This is a genomic window from Streptomyces sp. G7(2002), from assembly GCF_028870195.1.
GTDB classification, from domain to species: domain Bacteria; phylum Actinomycetota; class Actinomycetes; order Streptomycetales; family Streptomycetaceae; genus Streptomyces; species Streptomyces nigrescens.
Window position 1 is genome coordinate 5,616,574 of record NZ_CP102609.1, and the last position, 15,474, is coordinate 5,632,047.

Annotated in this window: 12 protein-coding genes and 1 rRNA gene; 9 read left to right on the forward strand and 4 right to left on the reverse strand. The window is 70.2% G+C overall.

Annotated elements, in window-relative coordinates:
- The first annotated feature begins 149 nt into the window (after window positions 1-149).
- The 5 genes from NUT86_RS23830 to NUT86_RS23850 all read left to right on the forward strand — a co-directional run bounded on the left by NUT86_RS23830 (window position 150) and on the right by NUT86_RS23850 (window position 5,046).
- Complete coding sequence (locus tag NUT86_RS23830; protein ID WP_266450528.1) at window positions 150-470, forward strand: peptidase; 321 nt, start codon at window positions 150-152, stop codon at window positions 468-470.
- Between the two features lie 101 nt (window positions 471-571).
- The gene (locus NUT86_RS23835) at window positions 572-1,111 is read left to right on the forward strand and encodes a hypothetical protein (protein WP_274737493.1); all 540 of its coding nucleotides are present in this window, start codon (window positions 572-574) and stop codon (window positions 1,109-1,111) included.
- A 687-nt stretch (window positions 1,112-1,798) separates the two neighbouring features.
- On the forward strand, window positions 1,799-2,638 hold the full coding sequence (locus NUT86_RS23840) for a class I SAM-dependent methyltransferase (protein ID WP_274737494.1): 840 nt from the start codon (window positions 1,799-1,801) through the stop codon (window positions 2,636-2,638).
- A gap of 78 nt (window positions 2,639-2,716) precedes the next feature.
- Window positions 2,717-3,721 carry an RNA polymerase sigma factor SigJ gene (gene sigJ, locus NUT86_RS23845; RefSeq protein ID WP_229838053.1) on the forward strand — a complete coding sequence of 335 codons (1,005 nt, stop codon included), beginning with the start codon at window positions 2,717-2,719 and terminating at the stop codon, window positions 3,719-3,721.
- Between the two features lie 194 nt (window positions 3,722-3,915).
- Window positions 3,916-5,046: an NAD(P)/FAD-dependent oxidoreductase gene (locus tag NUT86_RS23850; RefSeq protein ID WP_159486877.1), complete on the forward strand. Its 1,131-nt coding sequence runs from the start codon at window positions 3,916-3,918 to the stop codon at window positions 5,044-5,046.
- A gap of 67 nt (window positions 5,047-5,113) precedes the next feature.
- On the opposite strand, the gene NUT86_RS23855 is transcribed toward NUT86_RS23850, so the two are convergent.
- The 3 genes from NUT86_RS23855 to NUT86_RS23865 all read right to left on the reverse strand — a co-directional run bounded on the left by NUT86_RS23855 (window position 5,114) and on the right by NUT86_RS23865 (window position 8,794).
- Window positions 5,114-6,517 carry a M1 family metallopeptidase gene (locus tag NUT86_RS23855; RefSeq protein ID WP_274737495.1) on the reverse strand — a complete coding sequence of 468 codons (1,404 nt, stop codon included), beginning with the start codon at window positions 6,515-6,517 and terminating at the stop codon, window positions 5,114-5,116.
- An 83-nt stretch (window positions 6,518-6,600) separates the two neighbouring features.
- Window positions 6,601-8,169 (reverse strand): SulP family inorganic anion transporter, encoded by a 1,569-nt coding sequence (locus tag NUT86_RS23860; RefSeq protein ID WP_018093022.1) that lies wholly within the window; start codon window positions 8,167-8,169, stop codon window positions 6,601-6,603.
- A gap of 223 nt (window positions 8,170-8,392) precedes the next feature.
- Complete coding sequence (locus NUT86_RS23865) at window positions 8,393-8,794, reverse strand: hypothetical protein (protein WP_018093023.1); 402 nt, start codon at window positions 8,792-8,794, stop codon at window positions 8,393-8,395.
- A 297-nt stretch (window positions 8,795-9,091) separates the two neighbouring features.
- On the opposite strand from NUT86_RS23865, the gene NUT86_RS23870 reads away from it, so the two are divergent.
- The 3 genes from NUT86_RS23870 to proC all read left to right on the forward strand — a co-directional run bounded on the left by NUT86_RS23870 (window position 9,092) and on the right by proC (window position 11,699).
- Window positions 9,092-9,928 (forward strand): ABC transporter ATP-binding protein, encoded by an 837-nt coding sequence (locus NUT86_RS23870; RefSeq protein ID WP_274737496.1) that lies wholly within the window; start codon window positions 9,092-9,094, stop codon window positions 9,926-9,928.
- Window positions 9,925-10,785, forward strand: a complete 861-nt coding sequence (locus NUT86_RS23875) for an ABC transporter permease (RefSeq protein ID WP_274737497.1) — start codon at window positions 9,925-9,927, stop codon at window positions 10,783-10,785. Before NUT86_RS23870 ends, NUT86_RS23875 begins: the two co-directional genes overlap by 4 nt.
- Window positions 10,786-10,889: 104 nt before the next feature.
- On the forward strand, window positions 10,890-11,699 hold the full coding sequence (proC, locus tag NUT86_RS23880; RefSeq protein ID WP_018093026.1) for a pyrroline-5-carboxylate reductase: 810 nt from the start codon (window positions 10,890-10,892) through the stop codon (window positions 11,697-11,699).
- 60 nt (window positions 11,700-11,759) lie between these two features.
- Here proC and trpS read toward each other — a convergent pair whose 3' ends face one another.
- Complete coding sequence (gene trpS / locus NUT86_RS23885) at window positions 11,760-12,779, reverse strand: tryptophan--tRNA ligase (RefSeq protein WP_026170243.1); 1,020 nt, start codon at window positions 12,777-12,779, stop codon at window positions 11,760-11,762.
- Window positions 12,780-13,732: 953 nt separating this feature from the next.
- On the opposite strand from trpS, the gene NUT86_RS23890 reads away from it, so the two are divergent.
- A 16S ribosomal RNA gene (locus NUT86_RS23890) occupies window positions 13,733-15,261 on the forward strand.
- Window positions 15,262-15,474: the final 213 nt, after the last annotated feature.

Genomic DNA, 15,474 nt, shown 5'->3' on the forward strand with positions numbered 1-15,474 from the left:
CAAGTGCGACGCGCGGAGCCTAGTCGATGGTACGTACGAGTTGAACGAGGCTTGCTAGCGTGCGCGTTGCAGGACCGCACCGAGCGGCGGCACGAGCGGCCCCTCGGGCACCATCACCATCACTGTCATCATCAACGGGGGAACGCGAAATGACCACACAGGACCATCAGGGCGCCGTGGAAGCGGCCGACGGCCAGACGCTCGCCGCCGCGGCGGGCGGTCTCACCTATCCCGTCGCGCCCGGCTACCGCGTCAAGGTCCGCAAGGGACCCGGCACCGACTACCCGGTCGTTCGGCAGCTCGCCGAGGGCGCGACCATCCAGATCCGCTGCCAGCAGTACGGCGAGAAGGTCAGCGGCCCGTACGGCACCTCGGACATCTGGGACAACATCGCGCCCGGCCAGTACATCTCCGACACCTACGTCCGCACCGGCAGCAGCGGCATGGTCGCGCAGCGCTGCACGAGCTGAGGCACGGAGCGCGCCGCGGGGCCGTGGACGACGGCCAGGCGCGGGGCACCCCGGGACCACAGGTCGCCGGGTGACCGGGCCCGCCGGGGATAATCGGTGCCATGAGCGATGAGCAGCGGCCCTCGGCGAGCCCGGAGCCCGGCGGCACCGCGTCCGGCGGTCCCGAGCCGGAGGCCATCCGGTTCTTCGGCACCACCTGGCTCCACCACGACGGCGGCTACGGTCTGCGCCGGGCCGGCGTCGCGGTGGGCTCGCTCGCGCTGGCCGCGGCCGGTGCGGCCGTGCTGCGCTTCGCGTTCCAGGGCCTGGAGATCGCCGACGTCGGCCCGTTCGTCGGCGTCCTCGTCGTCGCCGGTTTCGCCATCTGCAGTGCCCTGGCCTTCCGTCGCACCTGGGACGGCTTCGTCCGCCGCCGTGACCCGGCCGCCGAGAGTGCGGCCGACAAGTCCGCGCAGAGCTTGATGTTCATCGGCTTCATCGGTTCGCTGCTCGCCTACTTCTGCCGAAGCCTTATCGAGGCACCCGGGGAGAAGCTATGCCGCACCGAGTACGCGGCGGCCCGCGAACGCCATGAGCGCCGCCGCAGCAACCGCACCGGCAACCCCGCCGCGAGAAAGCCCAGGCCGAAGAGGCGGCGCTGAGGCGGGGCTTTGCGGGGGCGTTGTTTGTCTGCGGGTGCGGTTGTGGCTGGTCGCGCAGTTCCCCGCGCCCCTGCGTGGCGCGGCCGATCCGTTGCCTGACTTCTGCGGGCTGGTGGGGGCTGGTGTTTTGCGGGGTGTGTGGTTGCCGCGGGGGTCGGAGGGGACGCACCGGTACCCGTCCTCGGCGCGGGCGACGCGGCTACGTGCGATTGAGTACCCCGGCGTTCGCTCCAGTCCTGCGGGCGGGCACCGGTACATCCCCTCCAACCGTCCAGCGTCGCCGACTGCCGGCCGGTGACACCGTCCGTTACGGCCCTCACCTCGGCCGCGCCCAATCTGCGGGTGGAATGGCCAGGTCCTGCCAAGGGGTGCCGCGGATTGGTCGTGACGGTGATCGGTATGGCGGGTCAGCCGCGCACGTACGGCGGTCGGAGGGGATGTCCGGTGAGCCGCCCGCAGGACCCGGAGCGAACAACGGGGTGAAGAACCTCTGGGACCCGCGTCGCCCGCGCCGAGGACGGGTTACCGGGCGTCCCCTCCGGCCCCCCACCCACAACCCGTAGGCGAACCGGCGCCAGCCCACGGCAAACCCGCACCGCCTCAACCAGCCCAGGCCCACGCGGCACCCCCCACCCCCAACCCGCAAAACCGCCCACCCTCCCCTCGCCGCCAGGCAGGATGGCTCGTATGCCGCAGCCATCCGAGCAGGAGCAACTCCCCCTGGCACCACAGCCGTTGCAGTCGGCGACGCCACCACGCCACGCCACCCTCGCGCGAGCCTTCGACGCGGTGGCCGCCCAGTACGCCGCCGCCCGGCCCGGCTACCCACCGGCGCTCTTCGACGCGATCGAGGAGTTGGCCGGGCAACCGCTGGCGGGGGCGCGGGTGCTGGACGTCGGGGCAGGCACCGGTATCGCGACCAAGCTGCTGGCCGAGCGCGGTGCGCGGGTCACCGCCGTGGAGCCGGGCGCCGCCATGGCCACCGAGCTGCGCACCGCCCACCCCGCCATTCCCCTCGTCCGCGCCCTCGGCGACGCGCTGCCGTTCCGTGACGACGCGGGCTTCGACCTCGTCGGCTACGCACAGGCCTGGCACTGGACCGACCCGGCCCGCTCCGTCCCGGAGGCGCTGAGGGTGCTGCGTCCCGGCGGGACGCTCGCCCTGTGGTGGAACATCCCCGACCCGGACGTCAATTGGGCCGCCGCACAGGAGGCCAGGATCGCCCGCCGCCTGCCGGACTACCACAGCCACAGCGTTGCGCCGGAGGCCGCTGACCTGATCCGCGGCCTCGGACTCGGCCTGCGCCCCGTCTCCCGGGTCCTGCACTGGACCCGGCGCGTCCCCCTCGACACCCACCTCGCGATGCTGGGCAGCCGCTCGTACTTCTCCGCCATCGGCCCGGCTGCCGCCGCCCCCGTCCTCGCCGCCGAGCGGGCCGCCCTGCACGACGTCTTCCCGGACGGCATCGTCGAGGAGGCCTACGCGCTCAACCTGACTGTCACACTCCGGCCACCCGCCCCGTCCTAAGGGGTGCAGGGCCGACGCGGGAAGCCGTACGTGCGGTGACGGCCGCGCCGACGGGAACGGACAGCAGGGGAGCGGACGATGACGGAGCAGGAGCAGAAGGCGGGGACGGAGACGGGGACGGGTGCGGGTGTGCCCGGACGAGTGGCGGACGGCCCGGCCGGGGACCGGCTCGCGCAGTTCGAGGAGCAGCGCGGACGGCTGTGGGCCATCGCCTACCGGATCATGGGCACGGTCACCGACGCCGATGACGCCGTCCAAGAGGCCTGGCTGCGCTGGCAGGCGCTACCGGGCGAGCAGACCGTGGCCAGCCCGCGCGGCTACCTCACCACCGTCGTCAGCCGCATCTGCTACGACCTGCTCGGCTCGGCCCGCGCCCGCCGTGAGACCTACGTCGGGCCCTGGCTGCCGGAGCCGCTGCTCCACGGCACCGGCGGTCCGCTGCCCCTGGGCGGCGCGGTCCCCGAGGGCCCGGGCGGCCCCGAGGACCGGGTCACCCTCGACGAATCGGTCGGGATGGCGCTGCTGACCGTATTGGAACGGCTCACCCCGGCCGAACGCACCGCCTTCATCCTCCATGACGTCTTCTCGGTCCCCTTCCCGGAGATCGCCGAGGCGGTCGGCCGCACCCCGGATTCCGTACGGCAGTTGGCCTCCCGCGCCCGCAAGCGCGTACGGGCCGAGGCGCCGCGCCGCACCGTCGACCGGGCCGAGCACCGCCGCACCGTCGAGGCCTTCCTCTCGGCCGTCATGGGGGGCGATTTCGAGGCGCTGCTGTCCGTCCTCGACCCCGAGGTCATCTGGCGTTCGGACGGCGGCGGCAAGGTGTCCGCCGCACGCCGGCCGGTGCTGGGCCGCGAGAAGGTGGCCCGCTTCGTGCAGGGCCTGGTCACGCGTGGCGCCCAACGGGAGGGGCTGCGGGTGGCGTTGGCGGAGGTCAACGGCGCCACCGGGCTGGTCTTCGTCGACCCGGCGGGCGAGCAGTCCGGGGTGTTCGCCTTCACCGTCCACGCCGGGCAGATCACGGAGGTGGACGCCGTCACCAACCCCGACAAGCTCGCCCACCTGGACCTCGACCGGCTGTGATCCGGCCGGTCGCCAATCAGTCGCCAACCGGTCGCCGACCGCCCGCAGCCCCGGGGTCCCGCCGACGGGCCACCGACCACCCCCACCGACCACCCCCACCGCCAACCCCGATGTCACACTCCACCACCCCACATCGTCCCCCTCACGGCGCCGCCCACCCACCGCGGCGCCCCGGACCGACCACAGGAGGCAGCATGACGAGCGTGGCGAAGCGAGGGGGCACCCGAGGGCGCACGGCACGGGGGCGGGTCGTGGTCCTCGGCGGCGGCTACGCGGGGACGATGGCCGCACTCCGGCTCGCCCCGTACGCGCAGGTGACCCTGGTCGACCCCGGCGACCGGTTCACCGAGCGCGTCCGCCTGCACGAACTGGCCGCCGGCCGCCCCGAGGTGAGCCACTCCCGGGCCCGGATGCTGCACGGCACCGGCATCGAGCATCTTGCCGCCCGCGCCACCTCCCTCGACCCGGACGCCCGCGCCGTGCACACCGACAGCGGCCGTACCCTCCTCTACGACCGGCTCGTCTACGCGCTGGGCAGCCACACCGACCCGCGCGGCATCGGAGAGAGGGCCTTCACCGCTGAGAGCGCCGCCGCCCTCCACAAGCGGCTGCTGGACGGCCCGGGTGCGCTGACCGTGGTCGGCGGCGGGCTGACCGGCATCGAGATGGCCACCGAGATCGCCGAGTCCCACCCCGCATGGCAGGTCCGGCTGCTCACCGGCGGCGAGATCGGCGGCGGGCTGTCGGTCCGCGGCCGGGCCCATGTCCGTACCGTCCTCGACCGGCTGGGCGTCCGCGTCGAGGAGGGGCACCAGATCGCCGACGCGGACGGTGTCGATGCCGACGCCGTGCTGTGGGCCGGGTCCCTGAGGGCCACCGGTGGTCTCGCCCACGACGCGGGTCTGGTCACCGACCCGGTCACCGGCAGGCTCCGGGTCGACGCGATGCTCCGCTCGGTCAGCCACCCCGACATCTATGCCGCGGGCGATGCGGCCGCGGCCCGTACGCCCCGCGCCGGCGCCCTGCGGATGGCCTGCGCCACCGCGCTGCCCACGGGCTCGCACGTCGCCGGCGCGATCGCCGCCGAGCTGCGCGGCGCCGCGCCCCGGCCGCTGTCGTACGGCTTCTTCGTGCAGTGCGTGAGCCTGGGCCGGCACGACGCCCTGATCCAGTCGGTACGGGCCGACGACAGCCCGCGCGAACGGGTACTGACGGGCCGCCCGGCCGCCCGGGTCAAGGAACAGGTGGTCCGCAACGCCGTCCGCGTCCTGCGTCTCGCGGCCCGCCGCCCGGGCGTCATCCCGCTGATCCCGGGGATCGGCTAGGCGGGACGGTAGTACGGACGTCCAGGGGCCGGCCCGCGTAACCGGCCCCGGCCCGCTCACCGCCCCCTCAGTCCTCCCGCTCCGGCTTCCCCTTCTCGTACAGCCACTTCTTGAACAGCGGCTCCAGGTCCTCGTCCGTGTGCTCCTGGCAGAAGTCGATGAAGTCCTGCGCATCGGCGTTGCGGTAGCGGTACTCGGTGGGCCATTCGCGCAGGATCGTGAAGAAGGCCTTGTCGCCGACGGCGTTGCGCAGCTCCTGGAGGAGCATCGCGCCCCGCTCGTAGACGGGGGTGCCGGTCACGTTCTTCGCCTTGCCCGGTTTGCCCGGCGGGAAGGCCCAGCGCTTCGGGTCCTTGGTGTCGTCGTAGAGCGCGTCGAACTGCTCCTGCGGGGTCTTGCCGCCCTCGCGCTCCTCCCACAGCCACTCGGCGTAGGTCGCGAAGCTCTCGTTGAGCCAGGTGTCCGCCCAGGTCTTCGGCGTCACCGAGTCACCGAACCACTGGTGGGCCATCTCGTGCACGACGGTGGCGGTGTCCGGCGCCCCCGCGTAGACCGGCTTGGTCTGGGACTCCAGGGCGAGCCAGTCGATCCGTTTCGGGGTGTCGTCGACGATCGCGCCCGCGGAGGAGAAGGGGTAGGGCCCGAAGAGCTTGCTCTCCCACTTCACGATCTCGGGCAGCTTCTCCAGCGGCCCCTTGCTGGCCTTGGCCTCCGCCGGGTCCACCGCCACATACAGCGGCAGCCCCTCGGGCGTACGGGAGGTGTGGACCTCGAACCTGCCGATGGTGGCCGTCGCGAGATAGCTGGCCATCGGCCGGCCGTTGTGCCACCGGAAGGTGGTGCGTCCCTTGGCGGTCCGCTCCGACCTCAACTCCCCGTTGGCGACGGCGGTGTAGCCCTTCGGCACGGTGAGGGTGAAGTCGTAGGTGGCCTTGTCCCGGGGGTGGTTGTTGCCGGGGAACCAGGTCATGGAACCGGCCGGCTGACCGACGACGAACGCCCCGTCGCGGGTCTTGACCCAGCCCTCGGTCGACTTGTCCGGGTCCTTCAACTCCTGCGGTGTGCCCTCGTAGTCGACGCGGGTACGGAACTCCGCGCCCTTCCTGAGTGACTCCTCCGGCCGCACGATCACCTTGTGTCCCTTACGGGAGAACTCCGCGTCCTCGCCGTCGACCTGGACGTCCGTCACCCGCAGCCCCTGCAGGTCGAGCTGGAAGGACCGCAGATCCGCCGTGGCCTCGGCGGTGATCTCGGCGGTCGCGTCCAGATGCCGCCTCTTGATGTCGTAGTCGAGGTCGAGCCCGTAATGGCGCACCTGGTAGCCGCCGTTGCCGAGCGCCGGGAACAGCGGATCGCCCACTCCGCCGCTGCCCGCCACCCCTCGTGCACCACTGCTGGTGCACGAGGAGAGCAGCAGGGCGACGGAGAGGGCGGCGGTCGCACCGCAACTGCGAATAGGCCGGCGGTTCACAGCACTCCCGGGGTCCGCGGACATCAGCGTCCCGACCTTACGGTCATTTCCGTCCCCACACCGGCCCTTTTCACACAGGTGTCCTACGGGGCGACGGACGGGGCTTCCTGCCGGGCGGTCCCGCCGGGGCCGCGGCGCTGCTCCTCCCAGGCCCCGAGCGCGGCCGCGCAGGCATGGTCGAGATGCCGCAGCCCGGTCAGGTCCAGCTGGACCTCACGGTCCTTGGGCAACGCCTCCAACTGGTCGAGCAGCTTGGGCAGCCGGAGGAAGGTGGCATTGCCGAGGGCCCGTACGCGGATGGGGCGACGGGGCCCCAGAACGGCCGGTTCACCGTGGCCCGCGGGCTCGTCCAGCCCCACGATCTCCAGGTGGACGTGCGAGGTCTCCCACGCCGACTTGGCGACCGCCATCAGCAGCCCGAGCAGTACCCCCTCGAACATGTTGGTGGCCACGATCGCCACCGCCGTCGCGGCGAGCACCACGGCCTCACCCCGGTGCTCCCGCCACAGCGGACGCCACTGCTTCACTGGGAGCAACTTGACGCCCGCATGCACCAGTACGCCCGCCAGCGCCGCGAGCGGCACCACGCCCAGCGCCGCCGGGAACGCCGCCGCGAAGACCAGCAGCCACACCCCGTGCAGCACCCGCGAGGCCTTCGTCCGCGCCCCGGCGTGCACATTCGCGGCGCTGCGGACGATCACCGCGGTCATCGGCAGCGCGCCGAGCAGCCCGCAGACCGTGTTGCCGGCGCCCTGCGCCATCAGCTCCTTGTCGTAATCGGTCTTCGGCCCGTCGTGCAGCCGGTCCACCGCGGCCGCGCTGAACAGCGACTCCGCCGACGCGATCAGGGTGAACGCCAGCACCGTGCCCAGCGCACCGGCCACCGCCCCCGCCTCCGTCAGCCGCGCGAAGTCCGCGCCGCCCGGCGGCTGAATCACTTCCAGCAGGCCCGCCACTTCGACCCGGGCCACCGGCATGTCGAGCACGAACACCGCGACCGTCGCCAGGGCCACCGCCACCAGCGGCGCCGGCAGCACCCGCGCCGCCCGCTGCCACTTCGGCCACAGCACCAGCAGCGCGATGGTTCCCGCGCCGACGGCCAGTGCCGCCAGCGCCGTGTCGGATCCGATGGTGTCCATCGCGAGGTCCGGCAGCCCGCCCAGATTCGCCGGCCCGTTGCCCGGCGGACGGGCGTCCACCAGGGCGTACAACTGCCCGGCGATCAGAACCAGCCCGATGCCCGCGAGCATCCCCTGGACGACCGCCACGGAGATGGCCCGGAACCAGCGCCCCAGCCGGAGCGCCCCCATGACCAGCTGCAGCGCCCCGGCGATCAGCACCAGCGCACCCAGCGTGCCGAGCCCGTACTCCTGCACGGCCTCGTAGACGAGCACGGTCAGCCCGGCGGCCGGACCGCTGACCTGCAGACTGCTGCCGGGAAGTAACCCGGTGAGCAACCCGCCGACGATTCCGGTGACCAGCCCGAGTTCGGCCGGAACCCCGGAGGCGACGGCCACCCCGACACACAACGGGACGGCGACGAGAAAGACGACCAGCGAGGAGGTGAAATCGGCGCGCCAGACCGACAGCGTTTCCCGTGACGGTATGGAGGGCCGGGACAGATGTTGTCGGGCAATACGGAACCTACGCATGGGGATGCCTCCAGCGAGTGCGAGATGCGGTGGCGCACAAGTACGCACGGATACGCACGAGCGGACGCGGGGCGGTACGGGCAGCCGGCCGGCGATCGTCTGCACTGGTGTCTGCGATCGCCGGCTGCCACGCACTGCCGCGCGGTGCGCGCCATGGGGAAATGACGGCTGGATCCGTCGGATGCGCGGGCCGGGGGAGGCCCTTGGGGGCAGCTCTGAGCGCTCAGCAGCGGAAGACGAGGTGCTGGACCGGCAGTTCACCGGATCTCGACACGGGTACGGCACGCCGGCCGGTCAGCGGGGCGGTCAGGCGCGGCCCGCCCTCGGTCCGTACCGGTGCGGTGGTCGAGACGGTGGTGAACGGTGGCGTCGGCGCGGACACCGAGGCCGTGGACCGCCCGTCGCGGCGCGGTGGGCAGCGGTCGCTGCCGGATTCCTCATTCTCGGCGGGGTCCGACGCCCAGGGCGCGGTGCCCGGGGAACCGGTACGGCCGGCGCCGGTCGAGGCCGGGGCGGCCGTCGCGCGCTCTCCGTACACACCATCCGCGCCCATGGGCAAGGCCAGCAGGACGGCCATGACGATCAACAGGAGCCGGCCGAGGCCGCGAACCCGGATCTTCGCCATCGTCGCCCCTTCCGGCGCGGCTGGACAGGTCATCCCATTGTGTCCAAGCGGGCGCGCAGGACCGCAAGTCGGTTTGTAACCACCCTGTAAACGCGGAGTTATCGACCAAGAACGGCCGGATCTTTTCACTACGGCGCCCGCCGGTGCGCGTAGATCCCCACCATGCGCCCCTTCTGCACCACGCCTGGCCGGATCACCACCCCAATGGCCCAACCGCCCGCCCGTGCGCTTCCTTCCGGCCACCCGCCTCGTCATCGGCCTTGACGTCCCCGCGCCGCCGGGAGGATTATTCATCGCATGATGAATTGTGGCCGTGACCCCGCTGTCCACGCCCGCGGTCTCACCGTCGTCCGGGGCGGCCGCACCGTCCTCGACGCCCTCGCCTTCGACGTGCCCCGCGGCCGGGTCACCGGTCTGCTCGGCCCCTCCGGCTGCGGCAAATCCACCCTCATGCGCGCCATCGCCGGCACCCAGGCCAAGGTCACCGGCACCCTCGACGTCCTCGGCCACCCCGCGGGCGACCCCCGGCTGCGCGCCCGCATCGGCTATGTCACCCAGGACCCGTCCGTATACGACGACCTCACCGTCCGCCAGAACCTCGACTACTTCGCCGCCGTCCTGCACCCCGGCCGGTCCGCCCGCGGCCGCCGCCGCGAGAGCGTCACCCGTGCCATCGAGGACGTCGACCTCACCCGCCACGCCGGCGCCCTCGCCGGCAATCTCTCCGGCGGCCAGCGCAGCCGGGTCTCCCTCGCGGTCGCCCTGCTCGGCGCCCCGCAACTCCTCGTCCTCGACGAGCCCACCGTCGGTCTGGACCCCGTCCTCCGCCGCGACCTGTGGCACCTCTTCCACACCCTCGCCGCCGACCGCGGCACCACCCTCCTCGTCTCCTCACACGTCATGGACGAGGCCGAGCGCTGCCACCGGCTGCTCCTGCTGCGCGAGGGCCGCCTGCTCGCCGGGGGCACCTCGACGACGGAGTTCGGTGGCGACACCCCCGACGCTCTCCGTGACCGCACCGGCTCCGACACCGTCGAGGCCGCCTTCCTCCATCTGGTCGACGAGGCCGCGGCGGCGGCCACCCGGCCACCGGAACCGGCGCGCCCCACCACTCCCCAGGAGCCGGCGCGATGACCACCACACCGCACACCGACGGCGCCCCGCACAACGAGGGCGCACCAGAGACCGAAGGCGCACCACAGGCCGTGGGCGCACCGGAGACCGAGGGCGCACCGCACCCCACCCCCGCGCCCTTCTCCCCGTCCCGCACCCTGGCCACCGCCGCCCGGGTCCTGCGCCAGCTGCGCCACGACCCCCGCACCATCGCGCTGATGCTCGTCGTCCCGTGCGTGATGATCGCCCTGCTCCGCTATGTCTTCGACGCCCGCCCGGAGACGTTCGACAGCATCGGCGCCTCCCTCCTCGGCATCTTCCCGATGATCACGATGTTCCTGGTGACCTCCATCGCCACCCTCCGCGAACGCACCTCGGGCACCCTGGAACGCCTGCTCGCCATGCCCCTCGGCAAGGCCGAACTGATCAGCGGCTATGCCCTCGCCTTCGGCCTGCTCGCCATCGTGCAGTCCGCCCTCGCCACCGGCCTGTCCCTCTGGCTCCTCGGCCTCGACGTCACCGGCTCCCCCTGGCTGCTCCTCCTGGTGGCCGTCCTCGACGCCCTCCTCGGCACCGCCCTCGGCCTGTTCGTCTCGGCCTTCGCCGCCTCCGAATTCCAGGCCGTCCAGTTCATGCCCGCCGTCCTGATGCCCCAACTGCTGCTCTGCGGCCTGTTCACCCCGCGCGACACCATGCAGCCGGCCCTGGAGGCACTCTCCGCCGCCCTCCCGATGTCCTACGCCGTCGACGGAATGAACGAGGTCCTCGCACACCCCGACATCACCGGCGACTTCGTCCGCGACACGGTCATCGTCACCGCCTGCGCCCTCCTCGTCCTCGCCCTCGGCGCCGCCACCCTCCGCCGCCGTACGAAGTGACGCCGTACGCCGCCCACGGCGGGGCAGCCGAACCCGAAGCGGAACCCCCACGGTGCGAGGATGGCCGGGAAAAGCCCAGCGCAGCGGAAAGGTGAACCCGCACGATGACCCAGAAGGTCGCAGTACTCGGCACCGGAAAAATCGGCGAAGCCCTGCTCAGCGGAATGATCCGAGGCGGCTGGGCACCCTCCGACCTCCTGGTCACCGCCCGCCGCCCGGAACGCGCCGCACAGCTCCATGAGCGCTACGGCGTCGAAGCGGTCAGCAACGCCGAGGCCGCCAAGTCCGCCGACACCCTCATCCTCACCGTCAAGCCCCAGGACATGGGCACCCTCCTGCGGGAGCTGGCCCCGCACGTCCCCGCCGACCGCCTGGTCATCAGCGGCGCCGCCGGCATCCCCACCTCGTACTTCGAGGAGCGCCTGGCCGCCGGCACCCCCGTCGTCCGGGTCATGACGAACACCCCCGCCCTCGTCGACGAGGCGATGTCCGTCATCTCCGCCGGCAGCCACGCCAACGGCACACACCTCACCCGCGCCGAGGAGATCTTCTCCGGCGTCGGCAAGACCCTCCGCGTCCCGGAGTCCCAGCAGGACGCCTGCACCGCGCTCTCCGGCTCCGGCCCGGCCTACTTCTACTTCCTCGTCGAGGCCATGACCGACGCCGGCATCCTCCTCGGCCTGCCCCGCGACAAGGCCCACGACCTCATCGTCCAGGCCGCCATCGGCGCCGCCGTGATGCTCCGCGACAGCGGCGAACACCCCGTCAAGCTCCGCGAGAACGTCACCTCCCCGGCCGGCACCACCATCAACGCCATCCGCGAACTCGAGAACCACGGCGTACGCGCCGCCCTCATCGCCGCCCTGGAGGCCGCCCGCGACCGCAGCCGCGAACTGGCCTCCGGCAACGGCTGACCGAGGACCGGCCCCGGGGGCGCGCCGACCGCCACGCCCCCGGACCGGACCACCGGCACCTCACCCCGCGGGCAGCAGCCCCACCGCCTCGAACGCCGCATCCACCCGCGGCCTGGCCAGGGAACGCGCCCGCTCCGCACCCCGCCGCAGCACCGCATCCACAGACGACGGATCGGCGGCCAGCTCCGCATGCCGCTCCCGCACCGGCCGCAACATCTCCACCACGGCCTCCGCCACATCCTTCTTCAGCGCGCCGTACGAGTCGTACTCCTCGGCCAGCCGCCGCGGATCGCCCCCCGTACACGCCGCCAGCACATTCAGCAGATTCGCCACCCCCGGCCGCTGCTCCGGCTCATAGGCGACATCCCGCCCCGCATCCGTCACCGCCCGCAGCACTTTCTTCCGCACCACTTCCGGCTCATCCAGCAAATAGACGACCCCCGCCGTCCGGGCATGCGACTTCCCCATCTTCGACGTCGGCTCCTGCAGATCCCTCACCCGCGCCGCCACCACAGGATGCGTTGCCTTCGGCACCACGAACGTCGCCCCATACCGCTGGTTGAACCGCACCGCCAGATCCCGCGTCAGCTCCACATGCTGCGCCTGGTCCTCCCCGACCGGCACCTCATGTGTCCCGTACGCCAGGATGTCCGCCGCCATCAGCGCCGGATACGTCAGCAGCGACAGCCGCACACTCCCCCCGCGCGCCTGCTCACGCGCGGCCTTCTCCTTGTACTGGATCATGCGCCGCATCTCCCCGTCGGAGGCCGTGCACTCCATCAGATACGACAGCCGCAGATGCTCCTCCACGTGACTCTGCACAAACACCGTGCAGAGCTCCGGATCCAGCCCCGCGGCCAGCAACAGCGTCGCCGCCTGCCGACTGACCCGCCGCAACCGCGCCGGATCGTGCTCCACGGTCAGCGCATGCAGATCCACCACACAGAACAGCGCCTCCGCCCGGTGCTGGTCCACCTCGGCCCACCGCCGCACCGCCCCGAGGTAGTTCCCCAGCGTCAGATGCCCCGTCGGCTGCACCCCGCTGAAAATCCGCGTCCCCGCGCCCGCCGTCATCGCCATCTCGTCCGTCCTTCTCTCCTGCACTCCTCCATGGAGTGCGCGTCGAGACCGCCGACCTCACCGGCCGGCTACGAGAGGGAGATACGCAAACGGCCGCCGAAGCGGCGGCCGTGGTCCTGCATGCGCTGCTGGGCGGCCGCCGTCAGGCGGGCCACCACTGCTGTACGAGCGCATGCGTAGTCATGTCCCCCAAAGTACCCCGATGACCCATGCCAGGCACGGGTTTGAACAACCCCACCCCCTCGTGTAGTGTCCTCCGAGTTGCCGCGGGGCCGACAGGCGCCGGGCAGCCATCCCGCCGCTTCGCGGCACACCACTACTGCACGGCCCCTCATCGGGAACAATTTCGGCATGCCGGAATTCGGACCGCGACGTGATTATGCGTCAACGAGGAATCCCGCTAAAGTAGTGATCACGCCGAAAGGCGCGGCAGCTTGAATAGCCGCACCCCGGCAGAACCCCCTTCGACGGGGATTCGGAAACGAATTCGGACCGGCAACGGAACGAAACGGATCTGATAGAGTCGGAAAGGTCGAAAAGCGAAAGCGAAGCGGCCAACCCCGCTCCAACAGGGGGCCAGAGACGGAAACGGATCTGGTACGGTTGGAAACGCGAAGAAGCCGAAAGGCGGAAACGCACCGGCGAAAATCGGGCCCGCAAGGATCTGATAGAGTCGGAAACGCAAGACCGAAGGGAAGCGCCCGGAGAGCCTGGTGAAACAGGCACAAAGGAAGCGTCCGTTCCTTGAGAACTCAACAGCGTGCCAAAAGTCAACGCCAGATATGTTGATACCCCGTCCACCGGAAACACTCCGGAGGATGAGGTTCCTTTGAAAAGCCCACCACGGCCCATGCGGTCGGGGTGGCACACACAGCGAGGACGCTGTGAACGAGAGGGCTTATTCCGCCCACTCGTTCCGCTCTCGTGTGTGTTGACCCGATTACGGGTAAACATTCACGGAGAGTTTGATCCTGGCTCAGGACGAACGCTGGCGGCGTGCTTAACACATGCAAGTCGAACGATGAACCTCCTTCGGGAGGGGATTAGTGGCGAACGGGTGAGTAACACGTGGGCAATCTGCCCTTCACTCTGGGACAAGCCCTGGAAACGGGGTCTAATACCGGATACGACTACCGACCGCATGGTCTGGTGGTGGAAAGCTCCGGCGGTGAAGGATGAGCCCGCGGCCTATCAGCTTGTTGGTGGGGTGATGGCCTACCAAGGCGACGACGGGTAGCCGGCCTGAGAGGGCGACCGGCCACACTGGGACTGAGACACGGCCCAGACTCCTACGGGAGGCAGCAGTGGGGAATATTGCACAATGGGCGAAAGCCTGATGCAGCGACGCCGCGTGAGGGATGACGGCCTTCGGGTTGTAAACCTCTTTCAGCAGGGAAGAAGCGAAAGTGACGGTACCTGCAGAAGAAGCGCCGGCTAACTACGTGCCAGCAGCCGCGGTAATACGTAGGGCGCAAGCGTTGTCCGGAATTATTGGGCGTAAAGAGCTCGTAGGCGGCTTGTCACGTCGGATGTGAAAGCCCGGGGCTTAACCCCGGGTCTGCATTCGATACGGGCAGGCTAGAGTTCGGTAGGGGAGATCGGAATTCCTGGTGTAGCGGTGAAATGCGCAGATATCAGGAGGAACACCGGTGGCGAAGGCGGATCTCTGGGCCGATACTGACGCTGAGGAGCGAAAGCGTGGGGAGCGAACAGGATTAGATACCCTGGTAGTCCACGCCGTAAACGTTGGGAACTAGGTGTGGGCGACATTCCACGTCGTCCGTGCCGCAGCTAACGCATTAAGTTCCCCGCCTGGGGAGTACGGCCGCAAGGCTAAAACTCAAAGGAATTGACGGGGGCCCGCACAAGCAGCGGAGCATGTGGCTTAATTCGACGCAACGCGAAGAACCTTACCAAGGCTTGACATACACCGGAAAACCCTGGAGACAGGGTCCCCCTTGTGGTCGGTGTACAGGTGGTGCATGGCTGTCGTCAGCTCGTGTCGTGAGATGTTGGGTTAAGTCCCGCAACGAGCGCAACCCTTGTTCTGTGTTGCCAGCATGCCCTTCGGGGTGATGGGGACTCACAGGAGACTGCCGGGGTCAACTCGGAGGAAGGTGGGGACGACGTCAAGTCATCATGCCCCTTATGTCTTGGGCTGCACACGTGCTACAATGGCCGGTACAATGAGCTGCGATACCGCGAGGTGGAGCGAATCTCAAAAAGCCGGTCTCAGTTCGGATTGGGGTCTGCAACTCGACCCCATGAAGTCGGAGTTGCTAGTAATCGCAGATCAGCATTGCTGCGGTGAATACGTTCCCGGGCCTTGTACACACCGCCCGTCACGTCACGAAAGTCGGTAACACCCGAAGCCGGTGGCCCAACCCCTTGTGGGAGGGAATCGTCGAAGGTGGGACTGGCGATTGGGACGAAGTCGTAACAAGGTAGCCGTACCGGAAGGTGCGGCTGGATCACCTCCTTTCTAAGGAGCATCTAGATCTCGCAAGAGATCCAGAGCCACTACGTCGGCAAATGTTCGACGGTGGTTAGCTCATGGGTGGAACGTTGACTATTCGGCGCACTTGATTGGTTGTCACTAGTACTGCTTCGGCGTGGAACGTGGGGATTGATGGAGTGGGCCGGGCGCGCTGTTGGGTATCTGAGGGTACGGACTGTGAGTCTGGACCTTCGCGAT